The 23,980-nt window shown below is 62.3% G+C and carries 20 protein-coding genes; 11 read left to right on the plus strand and 9 right to left on the minus strand.

Features of this window, described 5'->3' with window-relative positions; genetic code table 11:
- Positions 1-14 precede the first annotated feature (14 nt).
- The 9 genes from betB (at position 15) to yccS (ending at position 14,038) form a co-directional block, all read left to right on the plus strand.
- On the plus strand, positions 15-1,487 hold the full coding sequence (gene betB / locus PverR02_RS29290) for a betaine-aldehyde dehydrogenase (RefSeq protein WP_017844938.1): 1,473 nt from the start codon (positions 15-17) through the stop codon (positions 1,485-1,487).
- A 142-nt stretch (positions 1,488-1,629) separates the two neighbouring features.
- Positions 1,630-3,333 (plus strand): choline dehydrogenase, encoded by a 1,704-nt coding sequence (gene betA, locus PverR02_RS29295; protein WP_046381793.1) that lies wholly within the window; start codon positions 1,630-1,632, stop codon positions 3,331-3,333.
- A 205-nt stretch (positions 3,334-3,538) separates the two neighbouring features.
- Positions 3,539-4,981 carry a TldD/PmbA family protein gene (locus PverR02_RS29300; RefSeq protein WP_079444850.1) on the plus strand — a complete coding sequence of 481 codons (1,443 nt, stop codon included), beginning with the start codon at positions 3,539-3,541 and terminating at the stop codon, positions 4,979-4,981.
- Positions 4,981-6,297, plus strand: a complete 1,317-nt coding sequence (locus PverR02_RS29305) for a TldD/PmbA family protein (RefSeq protein ID WP_079444851.1) — start codon at positions 4,981-4,983, stop codon at positions 6,295-6,297. Before PverR02_RS29300 ends, PverR02_RS29305 begins: the two co-directional genes overlap by 1 nt.
- A gap of 235 nt (positions 6,298-6,532) precedes the next feature.
- On the plus strand, positions 6,533-7,423 hold the full coding sequence (locus PverR02_RS29310; RefSeq protein ID WP_017844942.1) for an alpha/beta fold hydrolase: 891 nt from the start codon (positions 6,533-6,535) through the stop codon (positions 7,421-7,423).
- Positions 7,424-7,458: 35 nt separating this feature from the next.
- Positions 7,459-8,886: a multidrug transporter subunit MdtD gene (gene mdtD, locus PverR02_RS29315; protein ID WP_017844943.1), complete on the plus strand. Its 1,428-nt coding sequence runs from the start codon at positions 7,459-7,461 to the stop codon at positions 8,884-8,886.
- Between the two features lie 131 nt (positions 8,887-9,017).
- A complete protein-coding gene (dbpA, locus tag PverR02_RS29320; protein ID WP_231590016.1) occupies positions 9,018-10,355 on the plus strand; it encodes an ATP-dependent RNA helicase DbpA in 1,338 nt (445 codons plus the stop codon).
- A gap of 159 nt (positions 10,356-10,514) precedes the next feature.
- Positions 10,515-11,693 carry a BaiN/RdsA family NAD(P)/FAD-dependent oxidoreductase gene (locus PverR02_RS29325; protein WP_079444852.1) on the plus strand — a complete coding sequence of 393 codons (1,179 nt, stop codon included), beginning with the start codon at positions 10,515-10,517 and terminating at the stop codon, positions 11,691-11,693.
- Positions 11,694-11,854: 161 nt separating this feature from the next.
- The gene (yccS, locus tag PverR02_RS29330) at positions 11,855-14,038 is read left to right on the plus strand and encodes a YccS family putative transporter (protein ID WP_079444853.1); all 2,184 of its coding nucleotides are present in this window, start codon (positions 11,855-11,857) and stop codon (positions 14,036-14,038) included.
- A 4-nt stretch (positions 14,039-14,042) separates the two neighbouring features.
- On the opposite strand, the gene PverR02_RS29335 is transcribed toward yccS, so the two are convergent.
- Positions 14,043-14,780: a substrate-binding periplasmic protein gene (locus tag PverR02_RS29335; protein ID WP_079444854.1), complete on the minus strand. Its 738-nt coding sequence runs from the start codon at positions 14,778-14,780 to the stop codon at positions 14,043-14,045.
- A gap of 202 nt (positions 14,781-14,982) precedes the next feature.
- On the opposite strand from PverR02_RS29335, the gene PverR02_RS29340 reads away from it, so the two are divergent.
- The gene (locus PverR02_RS29340; RefSeq protein ID WP_017844948.1) at positions 14,983-15,435 is read left to right on the plus strand and encodes a GNAT family N-acetyltransferase; all 453 of its coding nucleotides are present in this window, start codon (positions 14,983-14,985) and stop codon (positions 15,433-15,435) included.
- A 35-nt stretch (positions 15,436-15,470) separates the two neighbouring features.
- Here PverR02_RS29340 and PverR02_RS29345 read toward each other — a convergent pair whose 3' ends face one another.
- From PverR02_RS29345 to PverR02_RS29355, 3 genes are read right to left on the minus strand one after another with little or no spacing between them, the layout of a single operon-like run.
- The gene (locus PverR02_RS29345) at positions 15,471-15,767 is read right to left on the minus strand and encodes a winged helix-turn-helix domain-containing protein (protein WP_017844949.1); all 297 of its coding nucleotides are present in this window, start codon (positions 15,765-15,767) and stop codon (positions 15,471-15,473) included.
- 19 nt (positions 15,768-15,786) lie between these two features.
- Positions 15,787-16,287 carry a M48 metallopeptidase family protein gene (locus PverR02_RS29350; protein ID WP_010207148.1) on the minus strand — a complete coding sequence of 167 codons (501 nt, stop codon included), beginning with the start codon at positions 16,285-16,287 and terminating at the stop codon, positions 15,787-15,789.
- 43 nt (positions 16,288-16,330) lie between these two features.
- Positions 16,331-18,436, minus strand: a complete 2,106-nt coding sequence (locus tag PverR02_RS29355; RefSeq protein ID WP_079444855.1) for a putative bifunctional diguanylate cyclase/phosphodiesterase — start codon at positions 18,434-18,436, stop codon at positions 16,331-16,333.
- Between the two features lie 312 nt (positions 18,437-18,748).
- Between PverR02_RS29355 and PverR02_RS29360 the strand changes: the two genes are divergently transcribed.
- On the plus strand, positions 18,749-19,414 hold the full coding sequence (locus PverR02_RS29360; protein ID WP_046381787.1) for a polysaccharide lyase family 7 protein: 666 nt from the start codon (positions 18,749-18,751) through the stop codon (positions 19,412-19,414).
- Positions 19,415-19,594: 180 nt separating this feature from the next.
- Here PverR02_RS29360 and fba read toward each other — a convergent pair whose 3' ends face one another.
- The 5 genes from fba to epd all read right to left on the minus strand — a co-directional run bounded on the left by fba (position 19,595) and on the right by epd (position 23,835).
- A complete protein-coding gene (fba, locus tag PverR02_RS29365) occupies positions 19,595-20,659 on the minus strand; it encodes a class II fructose-bisphosphate aldolase (protein ID WP_003177554.1) in 1,065 nt (354 codons plus the stop codon).
- Positions 20,660-20,956: 297 nt separating this feature from the next.
- Positions 20,957-21,289: an MliC family protein gene (locus PverR02_RS29370; RefSeq protein WP_046381786.1), complete on the minus strand. Its 333-nt coding sequence runs from the start codon at positions 21,287-21,289 to the stop codon at positions 20,957-20,959.
- Positions 21,290-21,349: 60 nt separating this feature from the next.
- Positions 21,350-21,577 carry a hypothetical protein gene (locus tag PverR02_RS29375; RefSeq protein WP_017844953.1) on the minus strand — a complete coding sequence of 76 codons (228 nt, stop codon included), beginning with the start codon at positions 21,575-21,577 and terminating at the stop codon, positions 21,350-21,352.
- A gap of 26 nt (positions 21,578-21,603) precedes the next feature.
- Complete coding sequence (locus PverR02_RS29380; RefSeq protein WP_017844954.1) at positions 21,604-22,767, minus strand: phosphoglycerate kinase; 1,164 nt, start codon at positions 22,765-22,767, stop codon at positions 21,604-21,606.
- A gap of 18 nt (positions 22,768-22,785) precedes the next feature.
- Positions 22,786-23,835, minus strand: a complete 1,050-nt coding sequence (gene epd, locus PverR02_RS29385; RefSeq protein ID WP_017844955.1) for an erythrose-4-phosphate dehydrogenase — start codon at positions 23,833-23,835, stop codon at positions 22,786-22,788.
- Positions 23,836-23,980: the final 145 nt, after the last annotated feature.

The raw sequence follows: 23,980 nt of genomic DNA on the forward strand, positions 1-23,980 counted from the left end.
CTTGCGAGGACTTTATGGCCCGTTTCGACCTGCAAAAACTCTACATTGACGGCGGCTACAGCGACGCTGGCAGCGATGCCACCTTCGAAGCCATCAACCCGGCTAACGGTGAAGTTCTCGCCCAAGTGCAACGCGCAACGTTCGATGACGTTGAACGTGCCGTGGTCAGCGCTGAAAAAGGCCAGAAAATCTGGGCCGCCATGACCGCCATGGAGCGTTCGCGCATCCTGCGTCGTGCCGTCGACATCCTGCGCGAGCGCAATGACGAACTGGCCGCCCTGGAAACCCTGGACACCGGTAAATCCTTCTCCGAAACCAAGTACGTCGACATCGTCACCGGCGCCGACGTGCTGGAATATTACGCGGGCCTGGTGCCAGCCATCGAAGGCGAGCAGATCCCGCTGCGCGACACCTCGTTCGTCTACACCCGCCGCGAGCCGCTGGGCGTGGTCGCCGGTATCGGCGCGTGGAACTACCCGATCCAGATCGCCCTGTGGAAATCCGCACCGGCCCTGGCCGCCGGTAACGCGATGATCTTCAAACCCAGCGAAGTCACCTCGCTGACCACCCTGAAACTGGCGGAGATCTACACCGAAGCCGGCGTTCCGGCCGGTGTGTTCAACGTATTGACCGGCAGCGGCCGCGAAGTCGGCACCTGGCTGACCGAGCACCCGCGCATCGAGAAAGTCTCGTTCACCGGCGGCACCGACACCGGCAAGAAAGTCATGGCCAGCGCCTCCAGCTCTTCGCTCAAGGAAGTGACCATGGAACTGGGCGGCAAATCGCCGCTGATCGTGTTCGAGGACGCCGACCTGGACCGCGCCGCCGACATCGCGATGATGGCCAACTTCTACAGCTCCGGTCAGGTCTGCACCAACGGTACTCGCGTGTTCGTGCCCAAGCACCTGCAAGCCGCGTTCGAAGCCAAGATCGCCGAACGTGTTGCGCGCATCCGCATCGGCGACCCGCAGGACGACAACACCAACTTCGGCCCGCTGGTCAGCTTCGCCCACATGGAAAGCGTGCTCGGCTACATCGCCAAGGGCAAGGCCGAAGGCGCTCGCGTGCTGTGCGGCGGCGACCGCCTGACCGACGGCGACTTCGCCAAAGGCGCCTTTGTTGCCCCGACCGTGTTCACCGACTGCACCGACGAAATGACCATCGTCCGTGAAGAAATCTTCGGCCCGGTGATGAGCATCCTCACCTACGAGACTGAAGAAGAAGTGATCCGCCGCGCCAACGACACCGACTTCGGCCTCGCCGCCGGCCTGGTGACCAAGGACCTGAACCGCGCCCACCGCGTGATTCATCAACTGGAAGCAGGCATCTGCTGGATCAATGCCTGGGGCGAGTCCGACGCGAAAATGCCGGTCGGTGGCTACAAGCAGTCGGGCGTGGGCCGTGAGAACGGGATCAGCTCGCTGAACAACTTTACCCGCATCAAATCGGTACAGGTCGAGTTGGGCGATTACGCCTCGGTGTTCTAAGCCTGAGCCTTGCGTTGCCTGTGAGGCCGCTATCGGGGGCAAGCCCCCTCCCACCCTTGACTGTGTAAACCCGATCAAATGTGGGAGGGGGCTTGCCCCCGATGAGGCCCGACCTGACCACACTTCAAAGAGGGTGCATTCAATGTCCCAAGAATACGATTACATCATTGTGGGTGCCGGCTCCGCCGGTAACACCCTGGCGACCCGTCTGACCGAAGACGAAGGCGTCACCGTCCTGCTGCTGGAAGCCGGCGGCCCGGATTACCGTCTCGACTTCCGCACCCAGATGCCCGCCGCCCTGGCGTTCCCGCTGCAGGGCCGTCGCTACAACTGGGCCTACGAGACCGACCCAGAACCGCACATGGACGGCCGTCGCATGGAATGCGGGCGCGGCAAGGGCCTGGGCGGTTCCTCGCTGATCAACGGCATGTGCTACATCCGTGGCAACGCCATGGACTACGACAACTGGTCGAAACTGCCCGGCCTGGAAGACTGGACCTACCTCGACTGCCTGCCGTATTTCCGTAAAGCCGAAACCCGCGACATCGGCCCCAACGACTACCACGGCGGCGACGGCCCGGTCAGCGTGACCACGCCCAAGGCCGGCAACAACCCGCTGTTCCACGCCATGGTCGAAGCCGGCGTACAGGCCGGTTACCCGCGTACCGAAGACTTGAACGGCTACCAGCAGGAAGGCTTCGGCCCGATGGACCGTACCGTCACGCCAAACGGCCGGCGCGCCAGCACCGCACGCGGTTATCTGGACACGGCTAAAAAGCGTTCCACCCTGACCATCGTCACCCATGCCTTGACCGACAAAGTCCTGTTCGAAGGCAAGCGTGCGGTCGGCGTGCGTTACCTGATCGGCGCCGCCGAAGAACGCGTCGAAGCCCGTGCGCGTAAAGAAGTGCTGGTGTGCAGCGGCGCCATCGCCTCGCCGCAACTGCTGCAACGCTCCGGCGTCGGCCCGGCCAAACTGCTCGAAAGCCTCGACATCCCGGTGGTCCACGACCTGCCCGGCGTCGGCGAAAACCTGCAGGACCACCTTGAGCTGTACCTGCAATATGCCTGCACCCAACCGGTGTCGCTGTACCCGTCGCTGCTCTGGTACAACCAACCGGCCATCGGTGCCGAGTGGCTGTTCAACGGCACCGGCATCGGCGCCAGCAACCAGTTCGAAGCGGGCGGTTTTATCCGTACCCGGGAAGACTTCGATTGGCCGAACATCCAGTATCACTTCCTGCCGGTGGCGATTAACTACAACGGCAGCAACGGCGTGAAAGAGCATGGTTTCCAGGCGCACATGGGCTCCATGCGTTCGCCGAGCCGTGGCCGCGTGCAATTGAAGTCGAAGAACCCACGGGACTACCCGAGCATTCTCTTCAACTACATGGCCACCGAGCAGGACTGGCAGGAATTTCGCGATGGCATCCGCCTGACCCGCGAAATCATGCAGCAGCCGGCGCTCGACCCGTTCCGTGGCCGCGAAATCAGCCCGGGCATCGAGGTGCAGACCGACGAGCAACTCGACCAGTTCATCCGCGAACACGCCGAGACCGCGTTCCACCCGTCCTGCTCGTGCAAGATGGGCAGCGACGAGATGGCCGTGGTGGATGGCGAAGGCCGCGTGCATGGCATGCAGGGCCTGCGGGTGGTCGATGCGTCGATCATGCCGATCATCACCACCGGCAACCTGAACGCGCCGACGATCATGATCGCCGAGAAAATCGCCGACAAGATCCGTGGCCGCAAGCCACTGCCGCGCAGCACCGCGGACTACTACGTGGCAGGCGATGCGCCAGTGCGGGGCAAGCCGATGCGTGAAGTGGGGCCGACTGCGCAGTAACTGGGAGACCGTGTCGCCCTATCGGGGGCAAGCCCCCTCCCACACTTCGATTTGTGAATACATTCAAAATGTGGGAGGGGGCTTGCCCCCGATAGGGCCCGACCCAACACCGCAAACCTTACGCCTACACTCTCCTTGATCCGCTCCCCAGCCCAGGCCTACTCTGTTCGTCTGCCCGCGCTGAGCCGCCCACAAGGAAGGCCCCATGTTCGAACACCACGCCACACTCAAAAAGCATTTCAGTGCCCTGCGCACCACCGCCGAGTTTTTCTCCCTGCGTTACGTGCGCGAATCCGGCCACTACCTGTCGGTGCGCAAGAACGTCGCCGCACCGCCGCACCTGAACCACGATGAAGGCGCCATGCTCACCGTGCGCGTCAACGGTGTCGAAACCTACGCCGCGACCCACGATATTTCCCTGCCCGGCCTGCAAGCCGCGCTCGAGCGTGCCGAACAGCAAGCACGCTTGATAAAACCCCACGCCCTGCTCGACCTGCGCGAGCAACACGTGTCCAGCGACGTCGCCGATTACCTGTCGCCCCACCTTGAGCAAGCCTTCCCCTCCTTGAGCGACTGCTACCAATTGCTCGGCGCTGAATCCGCGGCCGTGCCCCGGGACGAGCGCCTGGTGAACTGGGAAGTCAGCCTCGGCCTGAGCCACGTCGAACAGATCTACCTCAACAGCGCCGGCGCGGAACTGCGCCAGGCCCAGCGTTTTGTGTTCCCTGGCGTCAACGTCACGGCCTACGACGGCAACGACAGCCAGTCGCGCACCCTCGGCGGCAGTAACTTCGGCCAGCAAGGCGGGTTTGATGTGATCGAGCGCTTCGGCCTGGTCGGCGCCGCGCCGCGCATCGCCGACGAAGCCCTGCAACTGCTGCTGGCGCCGAACACGCCGCAGGGCCCGCGCGACCTGCTGTTGATGCCCGACCAGATGATCCTGCAGATCCACGAATCGATCGGCCATCCGCTGGAACTCGACCGCATCCTCGGTGACGAGCGCAATTACGCCGGCACCAGTTTTGTGAAGGCCAGCGACTTCGGCCACCTGCAATACGGCTCCAAACTGCTCAACGTGACCTTCGACCCGGACATCCCCGAACAACTGGCCAGCTACGGCCACGACGACGACGGCACCCCGGCCAGCAAGCAATTCCTGATCCGCGAGGGGCTGCTGCTCAAGCCGCTGGGCGGGGCGTTGTCGCAATTTCGCGCAGGTATGAGCGGCGTCGCCAACAGCCGCGCCAGCAGTTGGAACCGCCCGCCGATCGACCGCATGGCCAACCTGAACATCGAGGCCGGCGACCAGAACCTGGCGCAACTGATCGGCGGCATCGAACACGGCATCCTGATGTCGACCAACCGTTCGTGGTCCATTGACGACGCGCGCAATAAATTCCAATTCGGTTGCGAATGGGGCCAGTTGATCGAAAACGGCGAACTCAAAGGCGTGGTGAAAAACCCCAACTACCGCGCCATTTCCGCGCAGTTCTGGCGCAACCTCAGCGCCGTGGGCGACGCCAGCACCTTCCAGGTGTTGGGCACGCCGAACTGCGGCAAAGGCGAGCCCAACCAGGTGATCCGCGTCGGCCATGCCTCGCCCGCCTGTGTATTCAGCCATGTCGACGTATTTGGGGGAGACGCCTGATGAACAACTTCAAGGCATTGGTGGAGTGGCTCAAGCAGGCCCTCACCGACAAAGAACAATTTCACCTGGGCTACGCCGCGGAATCTTCCGAATTCGTGCGTTTCAACCACGCCAAGGTGCGTCAGGCCGGGCAGGTGCAACAGGCCAGCCTGACCCTCAAACTGATCAACGATGGCCGCCACGCCGACCTCGGCATCACCCTCGGCGGCGAGCCGGCGCTGGACCGCCAGCGCCTCGCCGCTGGCCTGCAACAGCTGCGCGAAACCTTGCCGTTGCTGCCGCACGATCCGTACCTGTTGCTGAACCACAACGCGTGGCAGAGCCAAAACGAACAGGCCCGGCCGCTGCCCGAGCTGGGCCAGGTGCTGGGAGACATCAGCCAGGCGGCACACGGCGTCGATCTGGTCGGTTTCTACGCCGCTGGCCCGATCAGCCGTGGCTTCGCCAGTTCGGACGGCGCGTTCGGCTGGCATCAGGCCAATAGTTTCAACTTCGACTTCAGCCTGTTCCACGCCAACGGCGAAGCGGTCAAAGCCAGTTACGCCGGCAATGAATGGAACAGCGCCGAGTTCGCCCGCCGCTTCCAGCAGGCTCGCGAACAGCTGGAATTCCTCGGACGGCCACTGCACAAGCTGGCGCCCGGCGAGTACCGCGCCTACCTGGCGCCGGCAGCCCTGGAAGAAATCATCAGCATCATCACCTGGGGCGGTTTTTCCGCCCAGGCCATCGCCAGCAAAAGCAGCTCGCTACAGCGGCTGTATGCCGGCGAGCAGGCGTTGAGCACGCTGGTGACGGTGGATGAGCACATCAGCGGCTCGCTGAGCCCGGCGTTCTCCAGCGAAGGCTACCCGTGCAGTGACGTCACGCTGATCAACGCCGGCCAGGGCGCCGGCCAACTGGTCAATTCGCGCAGCGCCGCCGAATACGGCCTCAGCACCAACGGCGCCAGCAGCGACGAGTCCCCCAGCGCGTTGCAGATGGCGGCGGGCAGCCTGGCCCAGGCCGATATCCTCAAGCAATTGGGCACCGGGCTGTACATCAGCAACCTGTGGTACCTGAACTACTCCGACCTGCCGGCAGCGCGCCTGACCGGCATGACGCGGTTCGCCACGTTCTGGGTGGAAGACGGCGAGATCAAGGCGCCGGTCAGCACCATGCGCTTCGATGACAGCGTCTACAGCCTGCTCGGCTCACAACTCGAAGCGCTGACCGCAGAGCGCGAACTGTTGCTGTCGGCCAGTACCTACAGCCAGCGCAACACCGCGTCCAATCTGTTGCCGGGGGCATTGGTCAAGCGCCTGACCCTGACCCTCTGACCGACAGTAGTCTGCTTGTGGGAGGGGCCCCCTCCCACATTGTTTTGTGTTGATTTCAGACGTCTTGTTTCGACATGTCCTACAGCTAAATCAGACCTCTCTCACCGCCCGCCCAAGGCCGGTTGTCGCCTGTAAAAAACCCCGTTATAACGGTTAGTGGCACCCCGCCACCTAACCCACGTGCCCGCACGTGATGCATGACCTCGCCCGGGAAAAGGCAAGCTGGAGCATTGACATGAACCATGGAAGTTTTGTCATAGAAAAGCTGTTCAAGCACTACAACGTTCATGTTGAGCAACTAGGTCACCATCCGCAAAAGAAAACCGTGCTGATGGTCAATGGCGCGCTATCCACCACGCGCTCCTTCGCCCGCACCAGTAAATGCCTGGCCGAGCATTTCAATGTGCTGCTGTTCGATTTACCGTTCTCCGGCTATTCACGCGAGCACAACACCGACCTGGACCTGGTGACCAAGGACGACGAAGTGCAAATCCTGCGGGCGCTGGTGGAGCGCTTCCAGGTCAACCACCTGGTGTCGGCCTCATGGGGCGGCATCTCCACGCTGCTGACCCTGGCACACAACCCGCCCTCCATCGAAAGCTCGGTGGTGATGGCGCTGGCGCCGAACCTCAACCAGGCGATGCTCGACTATGTGGAGCGGGTGCGCGTGCTGATCGAAGCCGACGACAAATCCGCCGTCGGCCACTTGCTCAACGACACCGTGGGCAAATACCTGTCGCCGCGACTCAAGCGCAATAACCATCGGCACCTGTCGAACATGGCCACCACCGAATACCGCCAGGCGCGCTTTCATATCCACCAGGTGCTGGCGCTGGGCGATGGCAACTACCTGCCACAGCTCAGCCGGATCGAAACACCGGTGCATTTCCTCAACGGCACGCTGGACGAATACACCCCGGCCGCCGAGGCCCGACTGTTCCAGCACTACGTAGGCCGCAGCAGCTTTGCCGTCGCCGAACATACCGGGCATCTGCTCGACCTGGAGTCCCGCGAAGCGGCGCGGGCGGTACATCGCGCGCTGCTGGACTTCCTGGTGGGCGAGCACGCGATGTTGTCGGATGTAGACGAACCTTCAGTGGGAAAAGGAGCGACGAATGGCGCATAATCGCCGACACATAGCCTCCTAACAAAAGGGATCCCATGCCAAATCGCGCCCCTCTCGATGCCAAGACCGCCCGCTGGCTCCCCTGGGTGGTCGCGATTGCCTTCTTCATGCAATCGCTGGATGGGACGATTCTCAACACGGCACTGCCGGCGATGGCCCGGGACCTCGCGGAAAACCCGCTGCGCATGCAAGGGGTGGTGATCGCCTACATGCTCACCGTCGCCTTGCTGATCCCGGCGTCGGGCTGGATCGCCGACCGCTTCGGCACCAAGAAAATCTTCTTTGGCGCGATCATGCTGTTCAGCATCGGCTCGCTGCTGTGCGCGCTGTCCAGCAGCTTGACCATGCTCGTCGGCGCGCGGGTGGTCCAGGGCCTGGGCGGGGCGCTGATGCTGCCGGTCGGCCGGCTGGTGGTGCTGCGCGCTTATCCGCGCTCCGAGCTGGTGCGGATCATGGGCTTCATCACCATCCCAGGCCTGCTCGGTCCGTTGCTCGGCCCGACCATGGGCGGCTGGATGGTGCAATACCTGACCTGGCACTGGATCTTCCTGATCAACCTGCCGGTGGGCATGATCGGCTGCTACGCCGTGTGGAAACTGATCCCCGACCTGCGCGGCAGCGAGCGCACGCGGTTCGACGGCATCGGCTTCCTGCTGTTCGGCGCGGCGATGGTGTTGATCACCATCGCCATGGAAGGCCTGGGCGAATTGCACCTGCCGCACCTGCGGGTGATGTTGCTGCTGTTCGGCGGGCTGGCCTGCCTGGCGGCCTATTGGCTGCGCGCCGGGCATATCGATAACCCGCTGTTTGCGCCGGCGCTGTTCAAGACCCGTACCTTTGCGGTGGGTATCCTGGGCAACCTGTTCGCACGCCTGGGCAGCGGCGCCTTGCCGTTTCTGGTGCCGTTGCTGTTGCAGGTGGCCTTGGGCTATTCACCGTCCCAGGCCGGGATGAGCATGCTGCCCCTGGCGGCGGCGGCGATGCTAGCCAAGTCGGTTGCACGGCCGTTGATCGAACGCCTGGGCTACCGCGTGGTGCTGACCGGTAACACCCTGGCCTTGGGCCTGATGCTGGCGAGCATGGGCCTGGTCAGCGAACAGACGCCCTACCCGCTGCTGCTGGGCATGCTGGCGATACTCGGGGCGATCAACTCCTTGCAGTTCACCGCGATGAACACCGTTACCCTGATCGACCTCGACGATGCCCAGGCCAGCAGCGGCAACAGCTTGCTGTCGGTGGTGGCACAACTGTCCCTGAGCCTCGGCGTGGCTTGCGCCGGTGCGCTGCTCGGCGGGTTCACCGCCGAATCGGGCAATGACGGCGTGAGCACGGTACTCGGCGCCTTCCAGCTGACCTTCCTCACCGTGGGCATCATGGCAATGCTGGCGGCGGCGATCTTCCTGCAACTGTCGCCAAAAGACGGCAAACGCATCGGCAGCCGCGAACACGACATCGAACACTAGCAGACGTCTCGTCGAGAACTTGCAGGGAAAATCCCACGGGACTGCTACACTGCGCGACATTTTGTTTTTGCAGAGCCAGTCCCGTGACCACCATCGCCACCGCTTTTAATACGTTGCCGCTCTCCGCCGCCATGCTGGCTAACCTCGACTCGCTGGGTTATGCCGAGATGACGCAGATCCAGGCGCAGAGCTTGCCGGTGATCCTCAAGGGGCTGGACCTGATTGCCCAGGCCAAGACCGGCAGCGGCAAGACGGCTGCGTTCGGCATCGGCCTGCTGAACCCGATCAACCCGCGCTACTTCGGCTGCCAGGCCCTGGTGATGTGCCCGACCCGCGAGCTGGCCGACCAGGTGGCCAAGGAAATCCGTCGCCTGGCCCGCGCCGAAGACAACATCAAGGTGCTGACCCTGTGCGGCGGCGTGTCCCTCGGCCCGCAGATCGCCTCCCTGGAACATGGCGCCCACGTCATCGTCGGCACCCCGGGCCGCATCCAGCAACACCTGCGCAAGGGTTCGCTGGTGCTCGACGGCTTGAACACGCTGATCCTCGACGAAGCCGACCGCATGCTCGACATGGGTTTCTACGACGCCATCGAAGACATCATCAGCAAGACCCCGGCCCGCCGCCAGACTCTGCTGTTCTCGGCCACCTACCCGGTGAGCATCAAGCAGTTGGCCTCGAAATTCATGCGCGCGCCGCAGCAAGTGAAGGCCGAAGCGTTCCACTCCGACGACCAGATCGAGCAGCGTTTCTACGAGATCTCGCCGGAAGAACGCATGGAGGCCGTCACCAAAGTCCTCGCGCATTTCCGCCCGGCCTCGTGCGTGGCGTTCTGCTTCACCAAGCAGCAAGTGCAGGAAACCGTCGACCACCTGACCTCCAAAGGCATCTCCGCCGTCGGCCTGCATGGCGACCTGGAACAGCGTGACCGCGACCAGGTGCTGGCGATGTTCGCCAACCGCAGCACCTCGGTACTGGTCGCCACCGACGTCGCTGCCCGCGGCCTGGACATCGATTCGCTGGACATGGTGATCAACGTCGAACTGGCCCGCGACTCGGAAATCCACATCCACCGCGTCGGCCGCACCGGCCGTGCCGGTGAGACCGGGATCGCCATCAGCCTGGTGGCGCCGTCCGAAGCGCACCGCGCCCAGGCCATCGAGCAACTGCAGAAGTCGCCGCTGAACTGGGACCAACTGGACAACCTCAAGCCACAGAGCGGTGGCCCGCTGCTGCCGCAGATGAGCACCCTGTGCATCGCCGCCGGCCGTAAAGACAAGGTCCGTCCGGGCGATATCCTCGGCGCACTGACCGGTGAAGCCGGCATTCCGGGGGCCCAGGTCGGCAAGATCGCGATCTTCGATTTCCAGGCGTTTGTGGCCGTGGAACGCAGCGTCGCCAAGCAGGCGCTGCAGCGCCTGAACGACGGCAAGATCAAGGGCCGTTCGTTGCGCGTGCGGATCCTGTAAACGATCTTTCGAACAATAGAGATCCCCTGTGGGAGGGGGCTTGCCCCCGATGGCGGTGGACCAGTCAACTCATCAGGTGACTGACATACCGCCATCGGGGGCAAGCCCCCTCCCACATTTGACTGTATTTCAAATCAGAACATGTATGAGGACACCGTTGTGCGCTCGACCGAAGTTGTGATCATTGGCGCCGGCGCCGCAGGCTTGATGTGTGCTCTGACCGCCGCCGGACGTGGGCGCAAGGTGATGCTGATCGACCACGCGAACAAGGCCGGCAAGAAGATCCTGATGTCCGGCGGCGGTCGCTGCAACTTCACCAATATGTACACCGAACCGGCGAACTTCCTCTCGCACAACGCGCACTTCTGCAAGTCCGCCCTGGCCCGCTACACCCAATGGGACTTCATCGGCCTGGTGGCCAAGCACGGCGTGCCGTACCACGAGAAGAAGCTCGGCCAGTTGTTCTGCGATAACAAATCCAGCGACATCCTCGGCATGCTGCTCGACGAGTGCATCCAGACCGGCGTGAGTCTGCACCTGGACACCTCGATCGAAACCATCACCAAGCTCGACAGCGGCTACCAGTTGCAGACCACCCTGGGCGAGTTGCGCTGCGAATCCCTGGTGATCGCCACCGGCGGCCTGTCGATCCCGACCCTCGGCGCGACCGGCTTCGGTTACCAGGTGGCCAGGCAATTCGGCCACGAACTGCTGCCGACCCGCGCCGGGCTGGTGCCGTTCACCATCACCGACCAGCTCAAGGAGCTGTGCGGCGAGTTATCCGGCACGTCGGTCGATTGCCTGGTCAGCTGCAACGGCCAGAGCTTTCGCGAGAACCTCCTGTTTACCCATCGCGGCCTGAGCGGGCCGGCGATTCTGCAGATTTCCTCCTATTGGGAGTCCGGCGACACGGTCGAGATCAACCTGCTGCCCGACCACGACGCCCACGCCTGGCTGCAACAGCAACAAGCCGAGCGCCCCAACAGCGAGCTGAAAACCCTGCTGGGTGAAATCTTCACCAAGAAGATGGCCAACCTGCTGGCAGAAACCTGGTTCGTGTCCAAGCCGATGAAGCAGTACACCCACGCCGAACTGGCCGACATCGCGCAAAAACTGGCGAACTGGCAATTGGTACCGGCAGGCACCGAAGGTTATCGCACCGCCGAAGTGACGCTGGGCGGCGTGGATACGCGGGAGGTGTCGTCCAAGACCATGGAATCGCTCAAAAGCCCGGGCTTGTACTTCATCGGTGAAGTGCTGGATGTGACCGGCCACCTCGGCGGCTTCAACTTTCAGTGGGCCTGGGCGTCGGGCTACGCCGCCGCGCAATACGTCTGACACAACGCGGTAAAAATGTGGGAGGTGGGGCAAGCCCCCTCCCACATTTTGATTTTCAGTGTGCCCGGGAGAAATTTTGTGCAGTGATGTGATCACCACCCTTGCCGCAGCGTCCTTGATAGCTCAATTTAGCGGCATCGTCCCGGAAGACTCCAGCCTTCATGTCATCGACCTCGTTCAAGCAGTCCATGCGGCGCCTATGGGCACTGGATAAATTCAGTTACAGCGTTCGGGTATTCATCGCCCTCACCGGCAGCATGACGCTGTGCTGGTATCAGGATGAAATGACACTGCTGATCCCGCTGTTCCTGGGGATTATCGCCAGTGCCCTGGCCGAGACCGACGACAGTTGGCAAGGCCGCCTCAACGCCCTGGCGGTGACGCTGGTGTGTTTCAGCATTGCCGCGCTGTCGGTGGAGCTGTTGTTCCCCTACCCCTGGGCCTTCGCGGTCGCCCTGGCCCTGGCGAGTTTCGGCCTGACCATGCTCGGCGCCCTCGGTGAGCGTTATGGCGCGATCGCGTCGGCCACCTTGATCCTGTCGGTCTACACCATGATCGGCGTGGACCAGCGCGGCGGTGCCGTCACGGATTTCTGGCACGAACCGCTGCTGCTGGTGGCTGGCGCCGCCTGGTACGGTGCGCTGTCGGTGCTGTGGCAGGTGCTGTTTTCCAACCAGCCGGTGCAGCAGAGCCTGGCGCGGTTGTTTCGCGAGTTGGGGCATTACCTCAAGCTCAAATCGTCGCTGTTCGAGCCGATCCGCCAGTTGAACGTGGAGGCGCGCCGCCTGGAGCTGGCCCAGCAAAACGGCCGGGTGGTGGCTGCGCTGAATGCGGCGAAGGAAATCATCCTGCACCGCGTCGGCAATGGCCGGCCGGGCTCCAAGGTCAGTCGTTACCTCAAGCTGTATTTCCTGGCCCAGGACATCCACGAACGCGCCAGCTCGTCGCACTATCCCTACAACGCCCTGGCCGAGGCCTTCTTCCACAGCGATGTGCTGTTCCGCTGCCAGCGCCTGCTGCGCCAGCAAGGCAAGGCCTGCGAGGCCCTGGCCGAATCGATCCAACTGCGCCAGCCGTTCATCTATGACGCCAGCTTCGCCGAAGCCTTGGGCGACCTGAACGCCTCCATGGAACACCTGCGCATCCAGAGCAACCCGGCCTGGCGCGGCCTGCTGCGTTCCTTGCGTGCGCTGGCGGCCAACCTGTCGACCCTCGACCGCCTGCTGGGCGACGCGAGCAACCCGGACGCCCTGGCCGACGCCAGCGACAGCAACCTGCTTGACCGTGCCCCACGCAACCTCAAGGAAATGTGGACGCGCCTGCGCACCCAGCTCACGCCGACTTCGCTGCTGTTCCGCCACGCCTTGCGCCTGGCCCTGGCGTTGACCATCGGCTACGGCACCCTGCATGCGATCCACGCTTCCCAGGGCTACTGGATCATCCTCACCACCCTGTTCGTCTGCCAGCCCAACTACGGCGCCACCCGGCGCAAGCTCGGCCAGCGGATCATCGGCACGGCCATCGGGCTCACCGTGGCCTGGGCGCTGTTCGACCTGTTCCCCAGTGCCCTGGTGCAGTCGATGTTCGCCATCGCGGCGGGCCTGGTGTTCTTTATCAACCGCACCACCCGCTACACCCTGGCCACCGCGGCGATCACCCTGATGGTGCTGTTCTGCTTCAACCAGGTGGGCGATGGTTACGGGCTGTTCCTGCCACGCCTGTTCGACACCTTGATCGGCAGCGTGATTGCCGGCCTGACCGTGTTCCTGTTCCTGCCGGACTGGCAAGGCCGGCGCCTGAACAAAGTGCTGGCCAATACCCTGACCTGCAACAGCATCTACCTGCGCCAAATCATGCAGCAATACGCCGCCGGCAAAAGCGACGACCTGGCTTACCGCCTGGCCCGACGCAACGCGCACAACGCCGACGCGGCGCTGTCCACTACCCTGGCGAATATGCTGATGGAGCCGGGGCAGTTCCGTAAGGAGGCCGACGTGGGCTTCCGCTTCCTGGTGCTGTCCCACACCTTGCTCAGCTACCTGTCGGGGCTCGGCGCGCACCGCGAAACCCAACTGCCGGCCGACGTGCGCGAGCACTTGATCGACGGCGCGGGGAAAACCCTGGCGGCGAGCATCGACGAAATCGCCACGGGGCTGGCCAATAAACAGCCGATCTCGATTCAGAGCGATGCCGAGGAAGCCTTGGCTGCGGAGCTGGAACAGATGCCGGAAGAGATCGATGAGGGGCAACGTCTGGTGCAGACGCAACTGGCGTTGATTTGCCGGCAGTTGGGGCCGTTGCGTACCCTGGCGGCCCACCTGATCAAAGACACCAGCGCGGCGTAGGCCACTACATGCCGTGCTGCTTCATCAACCGCGCATAACTGCCATCGGCCTTCATCTTGGCAATCTCGCGGTCAAAACCGGCAACGATCTGCTCATGCTCGGGGTGCTTCAGGCTGACCAGAATATGCAGGCTGTTTTCACTCAACGGCTGCGGCAAAAACTCCACCGCATTGCGCACCCGCGCCGACTCCTGCGCCAGGTAATAACGGGCAACGAATTCGTCCTCCACCGTCAGGCGTACCCGGCGCGCAACGAGCATCCGCACCGCCATGGCGAAGTTGTGTACCGGGACTTTCTGTAACTGCGTGTCCTGGTCGAACGCCGCAGAATACGCATACCCCCGCACCACGGCGATGGGATAGTTGTGCAGTTGCTCAAGGTTCTGGAACTCGATGGGATCGTCGCGACGCTTGATAAAAACCAGGCGGTTGATCAGGTATTCAGCAGAAAACTGCCCCAGGCGCGTGCGGGCCTCGTCATACCAGGCGTTGACCACCACGTCGTAGCGCCCATCGCCGACCCCCATCAACGCCCGAGCCCAGGGCACCTGCTCGAAATCACTGGCATAACCGGCGCGGGCCAAGGCTGTGCTGACAATATCGGTAGCCAGCCCGCCATTGATCAAGGTGGCATCGGTAAAGGGTGGCCAGGCATCCGCCACCAGGCGCAGACGCTGTGCGAACGCCGGCTGGGCCAGCAACAACATTCCAATCAAAGCAACGGCACGAGAAAATCGCGGCATGCTTAAAGTCCTTGGCAGGCAGGCGGTGGCCCTGGCTCAGGCGGTACCTGAGGATGTAACAGTAGCTCAGATTACACAAAGAACCCGCCGCTGAATGCATACAATGATGGCAGATTGACGTCACTGTTCCAAACAACCGATTTAGACAGAAGTGCCCGCCGCGCTTACTATCCGGGACAGACACTTCCAAGAGAATCACACCATGACAGTCGAATGGGTCTGCAAACATCACAACGACCTGGGCAAGGAGCAGCTGTACGCCATTCTGCGCCTGCGCAGCGAGGTCTTCGTTGTCGAGCAAAAGTGCGTCTACCAGGATATCGACGGGCAGGACCTGCAAGGCGATACCCACCATCTGATGGCCTGGAAAGGCGATGACCTGGTGGCCTACCTGCGCCTGCTGGACCCGGAGACCCAGGCCGGGGATGTGGTGATCGGCCGGGTGATCGTGGCACCGATGGCACGCGGCACCGGGCTGGGGCATCTGCTGATGGAAGAAACGCTCAAGCAGATTGACGATATCTGGCCAGAGACGCCGATCTTTCTCTCAGCCCAGGCGCATTTGCAGGGGTATTACGCGCGGTATGGTTTTTTGGTGGCGGGTGAGGAATACCTTGAGGACGACATTCCGCACATCGGCATGCGGCGCGCCTGATGGCCCCATCGCGTCAGCCCAGCGACCGCCAAGCCTCAGGGATAACCCAAGACCTGTTTGATCGACGCCAGATTCGCCTCGATCCACCGCCGATCGATCGCGCCCCAGTCGCGAATCCGATAGCACCCCGCATGATTGCGCGCACCGTCTTCCTGCTCGAACTCGCAGACGATATCCAGATCCGCCAATGCCGCAATCGTGTCCTGCGCGGTGCGCCGGGGCATGCCCGTCACCTCGGTCAGCGCCGGCACGCTGCTGGCCTGCTGGCTGTCGATCAGATACGCCACGTACAGGCGGCGGTAGAAGCTGCTCTTGGTCTTGCTCACATCCATGGTCAACCGCCTTGGAAAGTCAGGGTTTGCCCTGCAGGTCGCGATACGTGAGGTACACGCGCAGGTCGAATTCCACCTGATGGTAGCCCGGCATCATGTACTCACAGAGTTTGTAGAACGCTTTGTTGTGGTCCGATTCCTTGAAGTGCGCCAGTTCGTGTACCACGATCATGCGCAGAAATTCCGGGGCGGCCTCCTTGAACAGCGCGGCGATCCGGATTTCTTTCTTGGACTTCAGATTGCCGCCCTGCACCCGCGAAATCGTGGTGTGCAGGCCGAGGGCACGGTGGGTCAGATCGAGGCGGTTATCGAACAGCACTTTGTCGATAGCCGGCGCGTTGCGCAGGTGTTCCTGCTTCAAGGCCAGCGCGTAGGCATACAGGGCCTTGTCGCTCTGCACGGCGTGACGTTCGGGGTAACGCTGCTCCAGGTAGGCGCCCAACTGGTCCTTGGCGATCAGTTGGCGCACTTGCTCCTGAAGGGCAGCGGGATAGGCCTGGAGGTATTTCAGCGCGGTCATTGAGGTCTGCAACAGGGTTCGAATGGGCGCCAGTGTAGCGAATTCAGCAGGAACGGGCGCGCAACCAGTCGACCACCGCCCCGGCCATCAACGGTGGGGCCGCCCATGGCCCCTGGACAAACGGGCAACCATTGGCCTTGAGCCACTGGGCTTGCTCCAGCGTCTCTACGCCCTCGGCGACTACCAGCACGCCGAAATGCCCGCACAACTCGATAATGCTGCGCGCCATCGCCGCATCCCGCGCCGAGCCCGGCAGGCCCGCGACCAATTGGCGGTCCAGCTTGAGCGTGTCGAATGGCAGGTCGCGCAGATGGGCCAGGGAACAGTGGCCGGAACCGAAGTCATCCAGGGCGATGCGTACCCCCACCGCGCGCAGTAACTTGAACTGCTTGGCGGACGCTTCGAGGTTATGCATCAGGCTGTCCTCGCCGATTTCCACCTCCAACTGGCGCCCCTGCAACCCATGTCGGTCGAGTACCTGCTGCAGTTGGCTCGCCAGGTTGGGCATGTTGAACTGGCTGCTGCTCAGGCTCACGCTCAACACCAGTTCATCCTCGAACATGGCTTGCCACACCTGACGCTGAGCGGCGACCTGGTGGTAGATCCAGGCACTCAACTGGCTGATCAGCCGCGCCTCTTCCAGCAGCGGCAAAAACAGCCCCGGCGGTACATCGCCGACACTCGGGTGCTGCCAGCGCAACAACGCCTCGACGCCGCGCAGATGGCCGTCCTCCAGAGACACCTGGGGCTGGTACACCAGGGTGAAATCCTTGTTCTGGATGGCATTGCGCACGCTGTCCTCAAGCATCAGCCGCGAGCGGGCGCGACCGTTCATTTCCTGATCGTAATAGCGATATTGCTGACGCCCCGCACGCTTGGCCTCATACATGGCGATGTCAGCCGCACGCAACAGGCCGCCCAAGTCCGAGCCGCAATCCGGAAAAGTCGCGATGCCGATGCTGACCCCGAGCATCACCTCCAAGCCATCCACTTGTTGGCAAACAGACACCCGCTCGATCAGTTTTTCCGCAATCTTCGCCGCCTGTTCGGGGAACTCCAGCTCCAACAACGCCGTGAATTCATCCCCGCCCATGCGTCCGAGAATGTCGTAGGAACGCAGGCAGCTCTGCAACTGTTCCGAAACCCAGCGCAGCACCCGATCACCCGCGTCATGCCCCAGCGAGTCGTTGACCCGTTTGAAGCCGTCGAGGTCCAGGTACAACAAGACCAGCGACTGCTCGGTGCGATCGCTGCGCAGCAGGGAGTTTTCCACGGCCTGGTAAAAGCCACGGCGGTTCAACAACCCGGTCAGCGGGTCGGTCACCGCCTGGAACTCCAGTTGCTGATGCAGGTGGCAGACCTCGGACATGTCCAACACGGTCACCACCATGGCCTTCTGCTCGGCGGGCAACGGCGCACAAGAGAGCGCCACCGGCACCTGCTGACCGCGGCCGGTACGCAAGATCGCATCATGCAAACGCCAGGTTTGGCCTTGACGGAAACCGGCGTACATCTGCGATTCCAGCCAGGCAGGCACATGGGGTTTTTGCAGGAAACTCAAAAAATCCCTGCCCTTGAGCTCATCGTGCGTGGCATTGAGCAGGCGCGAAATCGCCGGGTTGGCGTACTCGATCACGCCCGCATCACTCACCACAAGGATGCCTTCGGCGGCGTTGTCCAGCACCGAGGCATTGAAGGCGCGGGCGGATTCCAGGTCATGGCTCAGGCGCTGCAACGCCCGACGGGTGCGCTGCTGCTCCAGCAACGCCTGGACCTTGGGTTTGAGGATATGCGGGTCGAAGGGTTTAAACAGGTAATCGATGGCGCCGCTGGCATAACCTTCCAGCACCGCGGCCGGCGATTGCGCATTCGCGCTGAGAAAGATGATCGGCGTCATGCGCGTGCGCTGGCTGCCGCGCATCAGGCGGGCGACTTCAAAACCGTCCATGCCGGGCATCATCACGTCGAGCAGCACCAGGTCTACCTCGTGCTGGAGCAACAGTTCCAGAGCCTCCAGGCCGGAACCGGCGGTCACCACCTGCCAGTCATCACCTTGCAAAAGGGCGCGCATGCTAATCAGATTTTCCGGGTAGTCATCGACCACCAGAAGAACCGAACCGCCATCGCCTTGGTGTGGAGCGCATTCCATGCTACGTCTCTTCCTTAAGGTGCCGCACCGGTCAGTTCTGACAGAAAACCCGGGCAAGCACTGAGGTCTCACTCTAGCCTTGGTTCCCAAAAATCAGAAGTGAAGCGGGGGCCATCATCGCACCAAAGACTGCTAAGCCGACTAACGGTCAACCCCTGCAGCCCACGGTTCATGGGGAACATGGCTTTTTGACATTCCCTTGGCGTCAATAATTTGCCAGGCATTCATTAACAAGCGGCGGACTACCGCCTATAAAGATGCTGTCTGGCCCAAGGGCCAAAGCCTATACCTATCTGTAAAAAGGCCTACGCCATGATTGATCTTTCCACCTGGAACCTGAGCATTCCGGTCGGCTCGCCTCCCGCGACCATCGACACCCCGAAGCTGATGAGCGGCTTCAATGACCAATATTTCCAGGCCGAAGGCAGCAACGTGCAATTCTGGACACCCGTCACCGGCACACGTACCGAGAACGCCATTTACCCCCGCAGCGAACTGCGCGAAACCTACGCCGACGGGCGCCTGCGCAACTGGACCTACCCCGAAGCCGACAATTATCTGCGCGCCACGCTGGCCGTCAACCAGGTGCCCTCCTCCGGGAAAATCGTCATCGGCCAGATCCACGCCTACGACAGCCAGAAACCCTTGATCAAGGTGGAATACCAGTTCAAGGAAAAAACCCAGACCGGCAACATCGTCGCCAAGGTCCGCATGCGCCCGGACGACGACGAAAGCCGGGTGATCATCGTCGCCTCCAATGTGCCGCTGGAGAAGAGTTTTACCTACGTGATCAACCTCAACAAAGCCGGGTTGCTGAGTGTGGAAGCCGCCGACGGGCAGTGGAACGAGCGCATTGGCGCGGCCTGGGGCAGCAAGCCGCTGTATTTCAAGGCGGGGGCGTATGTGCAGGACAACAGCGGGGATAGCAAGGAAGGGGCGAAGGTGACGTTTGCGAAGTTGGATATTGATCACGAGTGAACGGATTGGCCTCATTACGAGCAGGCATTGTCTGATCAGCACAATGAGCACGCCCTGGTAAACACCGCTCCCCTGTGTAGCCTTAGGACTCGGTGCTGGTCCTACGCGCCTGCAAGCTGATCAAATTCCAGCCGCAAAAAAGCCCGCATCGCTGCGGGCTTCTTTTTAAACGCTTGAGGCTCAGTTCACCTTAGCGTTCAACTCACCTTTCAGGTAACGCTGGTACATCGCTTCCAGGGAGATCGGCTTGATCTTCGAAGCATTGCCCGCAGTACCAAACGCTTCATAACGTGCGATACACACATCGCGCATCGCGGTCACGGTGGCGCCGAAGAATTTACGTGGGTCGAATTCGCTCGGGTTGGTGGCCATCAGGCGACGCATCGCGCCGGTGGATGCCAGGCGCAGGTCGGTGTCGATGTTGACCTTGCGCACGCCGTACTTGATGCCTTCGACGATTTCTTCAACCGGTACGCCGTAGGTTTCTTTGATGTCGCCGCCGTACTGGTTGATGATCGCCAGCCACTCTTGCGGCACCGAGGAAGAACCGTGCATCACCAGGTGGGTGTTGGGGATGCGCTTGTGGATTTCCTTGATGCGGTCGATGGCCAGCACGTCGCCGGTAGGCGGCTTGGTGAACTTGTAGGCGCCGTGGCTGGTGCCGATGGCGATGGCCAGGGCGTCGACCTGGGTCTTCTTGACGAAGTCGGCGGCTTCTTCCGGGTCGGTCAGCATCTGGCTGTGATCCAGCACGCCTTCGGCGCCGATGCCGTCTTCTTCGCCAGCCATACCGGTTTCCAGGGAACCCAGGCAGCCCAGCTCGCCTTCAACCGAGACGCCGCAGGCGTGAGCCATGGCCACGGTTTGTTGGGTGACGCGCACGTTGTACTCGTAGTCGGTCGGGGTCTTGCCGTCTTCGCCGAGGGAGCCGTCCATCATCACCGAGCTGAAGCCCAGTTGGATGGAACGCTGGCACACGTCCGGGCTGGTGCCGTGGTCCTGGTGCATGCACACCGGGATGTGCGGGAATTCTTCGATCGCGGCGAGGATCAGGTGACGCAGGAACGGGGCGCCGGCGTATTTACGCGCACCGGCCGAGGCCTGGACGATCACTGGGGAGTCAGTCTTGTCAGCGGCTTCCATGATGGCGCGCATCTGCTCAAGGTTGTTGACGTTAAAGGCTGGGACGCCGTAGCCGAACTCGGCTGCGTGGTCCAGCATTTGACGCATGCTGATAAGTGCCATTGTGTTGTCTCTCCCGGTCGAGGGTCGTTAATCGTGCAAGCCTGCCGTAGCGGCGGCTGCTATTCAAGTTATTGCCGGTCAGGCTTTGCATACCTGGCCTGCTGAATCGTTTTTTCACTATCCGGTTCACCGCCTGTATCACTTTGGAACCGGATCAATGTGGGAGGGGGCTTGCCCGCGATGGCGATTTACCTGTCGACATCGCGGGTGGCTGACCCAACGCTATCGGAGGCAAGTCGAATCGTCGCACCGCCCCTCCCACATTGGGGTCTCATTAATGTTGAGACCGTGTTCTGTTTACTGGGCCTTGCAGCCACGTCCGATCAAATCGTCGGTGGCCACCCAGTAAACCAGGCCTTCCTCACCTTTTGTGTGAAACGCCAACTGATCGTTGCTGTAGAGCACACCCGATGCAGCCACGTCCTGCTTGAGGCGGTAAACCTGGGTCGAGCCGCCGAGGCGGACATCCACTTCGGTGCGGGCCGGGTTGGCAAAGCGCCAGTTGACCTCGGCCTTGCTGTCGCAGGTCCAGGTCGTCCATTTGTCGGCAGGCTCTGCCTTGTTGAACATGTTCATGCTGCTGCAACCGGCCAATAACGCCAGTGCTACCAGGGCGAAAACGCCTTTCATTGCCAATCCTCGCACGCAGGCCTTGGGCCTGCGTTGCAGTCGGTTAGTTGATCAGACCCTTCAAGGGCAACCCTGTTCCTGACCGTTGGGCGCAGAGTCGTATTTCTCCAGCCGTTCGTTGCCCATGCGCTTGTTGATCACCGGCATGGTCTCGGCTTGCCAATCGGCTTGGTAGCAGCTTTTTTTCTGCGCCGGCAGCGCCTTTCCAGGTGCCGGCGCCGCGCTCGGCGTGCTGCCGCAGCCGGCCAACAGGCCCGCTGCGATCACCAGTGCCAACGACTTGATCATGGGAATGCTCCTTTTCCTGATCTGCCTCAGCCTTTGGCTCGGCTTTCCAGGACTTCAACCGCCGGCAGGACTTTGCCTTCGACGAATTCGAGGAACGCGCCGCCACCGGTGGAAATGTAGGAGATCTGGTCGGCAACGCCATATTTATCGATGGCCGCCAGGGTGTCGCCGCCGCCGGCGATGGAGAATGCCGAGCTTTCGGCAATGGCCTTGGCCAGCACTTTGGTGCCGTTGCCGAACTGGTCAAACTCGAACACACCGACCGGGCCGTTCCACAGGATGGTCCGGGAGGCTTTCAGCAATTGCGCGAAGTTGGCTGCGGTTTGCGGGCCGATGTCCAGGATCATGTCGTCAGCGGCCACGTCATCGATGAGTTTGACGGTGGCTTCAGCGCTTTCGGCAAATTCCTTGGCCACGACCACGTCCACCGGCAGCGGCACGCTGACCTTGGCCGCGATGGCGCGAGCGGTGTCCAGCAGGTCCGGCTCGTACAGCGACTTGCCCACCGGGTGACCGGCTGCGGCCAGGAAGGTGTTGGCAATGCCGCCGCCGACGATCAGCTGGTTGCAGACCTGGCTCAGGCTGTTGAGTACGTCCAGCTTGGTGGAGACTTTGGAACCGGCCACGATGGCCGCCATAGGTTGGGCCGGCGCCTTCAGGGCCTTGCCCAGTGCGTCCAGCTCGGCAGCCAGCAACGGGCCGGCGGCAGCGACCTTGGCGAACTTGGCCACGCCGTGGGTCGAACCTTCAGCACGGTGGGCGGTGCCGAAGGCGTCCATCACGAACACGTCGCACAGGGCGGCGTATTGCTGGGCCAGTTCGTCACTGTTCTTTTTCTCGCCCTTGTTGAAGCGCACGTTTTCGAACAGCACGACGTCGCCGGCTTTCACGTCGACGCCGCCGAGGTAGTCAGCCACCAGCGGCACGTCGCGGCCCAGGGCCTTGCTCAGGTAATCGGCCACAGGCTTGAGGCTGTTTTCGGCCGAGAACTCACCTTCGGTCGGACGACCCAGGTGGGAGCAGACCATCACGGCCGCACCTTTTTCCAGGGCCAGCTTGATGGTCGGCAGCGAGGCCAGGATTCGCGCATCGCTGGTGACAACACCGTCCTTGACTGGGACGTTGAGGTCTTCGCGAATCAGTACGCGTTTACCTTGCAGATCGAGGTCGGTCATCTTCAACACGGTCATGGGTGGCAATTCCTGAGGCTAAAGTTTTGGAGAGGCTGTTTGCAGATAGTGTTCTGCGACGTCCAGCATTCGGTTGGCAAACCCCCATTCGTTGTCGAACCAGGCCAGGATATTCACCAGCCTCGGGCCGGAAACGCGGGTCTGGCTGGCATCGACAATCGCCGAATGCGGGTCATGGTTGAAATCACAACTGGCGTGGGGCAACTCAGTGTAGGCCAGCAAACCTTTGAGCGGGCCGCTGGTGGCGGCGTCGCGCAGAATCCGGTTGACCTCCACCGCATCGGTGTCGCTGACGGTTTGCATGGTGATGTCCAGGCATGAAACGTTCACCGTCGGCACCCGCACGGCTTTGGCCTGAATTCGCCCGGCAAGTTCCGGCAACAGCCGTTCGATGCCACGCGCCAGACCGGTGGACACCGGAATCACCGACTGAAACGCCGAACGCGTGCGGCGCAGGTCTTCATGGTGATACGCGTCGATCACCGGCTGGTCGTTCATCGCCGAGTGGATGGTGGTGATCGACACGTAGTCCACGCCGATCGCCTGGTCCAGCAGGCGCAACAACGGCACGCTGCAGTTGGTGGTGCAGGAAGCGTTGGACACCAGCCGCTCAGCGCCGGTCAGGCAATCCTGGTTGATGCCGTAGACGATGGTGGCGTCGACATCCGCCTCGCTGGCCATCGGCTGGGAAAACAGCACACGCGGCGCGCCGGCATCGAGAAAACGCTGGCCGTCGGCACGGGTGTTATAGGCACCGGAGCATTCCAACACCAGGTCGACGCCCAGCGCCGCCCAGTCGATGCCCTCGGGGGTGGCACTGCGCAGCACTTTCACGCAGTCGCCCTTGATATGCAGACAATCGCCTTCCACCCGCACTTCGCCGGGGAACCGGCCGTGGGTGGAGTCAAAGCGTGTCAGGTATTCGATGCTGGCCATGTCGGCCAAATCGTTGATTGCGACAATCTCAAACCCGGCCGCCGCCCCTCGCTCGAACAGAGCACGCAAGACGCAACGACCAATACGGCCGTAGCCGTTGAGTGCAACTTTGTAAGGACGCGGTTGGGGCATGGGGTTCTCGCAGTGTGGGCGACACAAACCATCTAACCAATGTAGGAGCGAGCTTGCTCGCGAAGATCGTCAACGATAACGCAGCGTCTCTGGTTTGACGCGGCGCTCTCTCGTTCTTCGCGAGCAAGCTCGCTCCTACAGTGGG

The sequence above is a fragment of the Pseudomonas veronii genome, from assembly GCF_002028325.1.
Classification (GTDB): domain Bacteria; phylum Pseudomonadota; class Gammaproteobacteria; order Pseudomonadales; family Pseudomonadaceae; genus Aquipseudomonas; species Aquipseudomonas veronii.

Bases quoted from the DNA above. Each gene is read 5' to 3' on its own strand.
- betB (WP_017844938.1), top strand. From the start codon at position 15: ATGGCCCGTTTCGACCTGCAAAAACTCTACATTGACGGCGGCTACAGC.
- betA (WP_046381793.1), top strand. From the start codon at position 1,630: ATGTCCCAAGAATACGATTACATCATTGTGGGTGCCGGCTCCGCCGGT.
- PverR02_RS29300 (WP_079444850.1), top strand. From the start codon at position 3,539: ATGTTCGAACACCACGCCACACTCAAAAAGCATTTCAGTGCCCTGCGC.
- PverR02_RS29305 (WP_079444851.1), top strand. From the start codon at position 4,981: ATGAACAACTTCAAGGCATTGGTGGAGTGGCTCAAGCAGGCCCTCACC.
- PverR02_RS29310 (WP_017844942.1), top strand. From the start codon at position 6,533: ATGAACCATGGAAGTTTTGTCATAGAAAAGCTGTTCAAGCACTACAAC.
- mdtD (WP_017844943.1), top strand. From the start codon at position 7,459: ATGCCAAATCGCGCCCCTCTCGATGCCAAGACCGCCCGCTGGCTCCCC.
- dbpA (WP_231590016.1), top strand. From the start codon at position 9,018: ATGCTGGCTAACCTCGACTCGCTGGGTTATGCCGAGATGACGCAGATC.
- yccS (WP_079444853.1), top strand. From the start codon at position 11,855: ATGTCATCGACCTCGTTCAAGCAGTCCATGCGGCGCCTATGGGCACTG.
- PverR02_RS29335 (WP_079444854.1), bottom strand. From the start codon at position 14,780: ATGCCGCGATTTTCTCGTGCCGTTGCTTTGATTGGAATGTTGTTGCTG.
- PverR02_RS29340 (WP_017844948.1), top strand. From the start codon at position 14,983: ATGACAGTCGAATGGGTCTGCAAACATCACAACGACCTGGGCAAGGAG.
- PverR02_RS29345 (WP_017844949.1), bottom strand. From the start codon at position 15,767: ATGGATGTGAGCAAGACCAAGAGCAGCTTCTACCGCCGCCTGTACGTG.
- PverR02_RS29350 (WP_010207148.1), bottom strand. From the start codon at position 16,287: ATGACCGCGCTGAAATACCTCCAGGCCTATCCCGCTGCCCTTCAGGAG.
- PverR02_RS29355 (WP_079444855.1), bottom strand. From the start codon at position 18,436: ATGGAATGCGCTCCACACCAAGGCGATGGCGGTTCGGTTCTTCTGGTG.
- PverR02_RS29360 (WP_046381787.1), top strand. From the start codon at position 18,749: ATGATTGATCTTTCCACCTGGAACCTGAGCATTCCGGTCGGCTCGCCT.
- fba (WP_003177554.1), bottom strand. From the start codon at position 20,659: ATGGCACTTATCAGCATGCGTCAAATGCTGGACCACGCAGCCGAGTTC.
- PverR02_RS29370 (WP_046381786.1), bottom strand. From the start codon at position 21,289: ATGAAAGGCGTTTTCGCCCTGGTAGCACTGGCGTTATTGGCCGGTTGC.
- PverR02_RS29375 (WP_017844953.1), bottom strand. From the start codon at position 21,577: ATGATCAAGTCGTTGGCACTGGTGATCGCAGCGGGCCTGTTGGCCGGC.
- PverR02_RS29380 (WP_017844954.1), bottom strand. From the start codon at position 22,767: ATGACCGTGTTGAAGATGACCGACCTCGATCTGCAAGGTAAACGCGTA.
- epd (WP_017844955.1), bottom strand. From the start codon at position 23,835: ATGCCCCAACCGCGTCCTTACAAAGTTGCACTCAACGGCTACGGCCGT.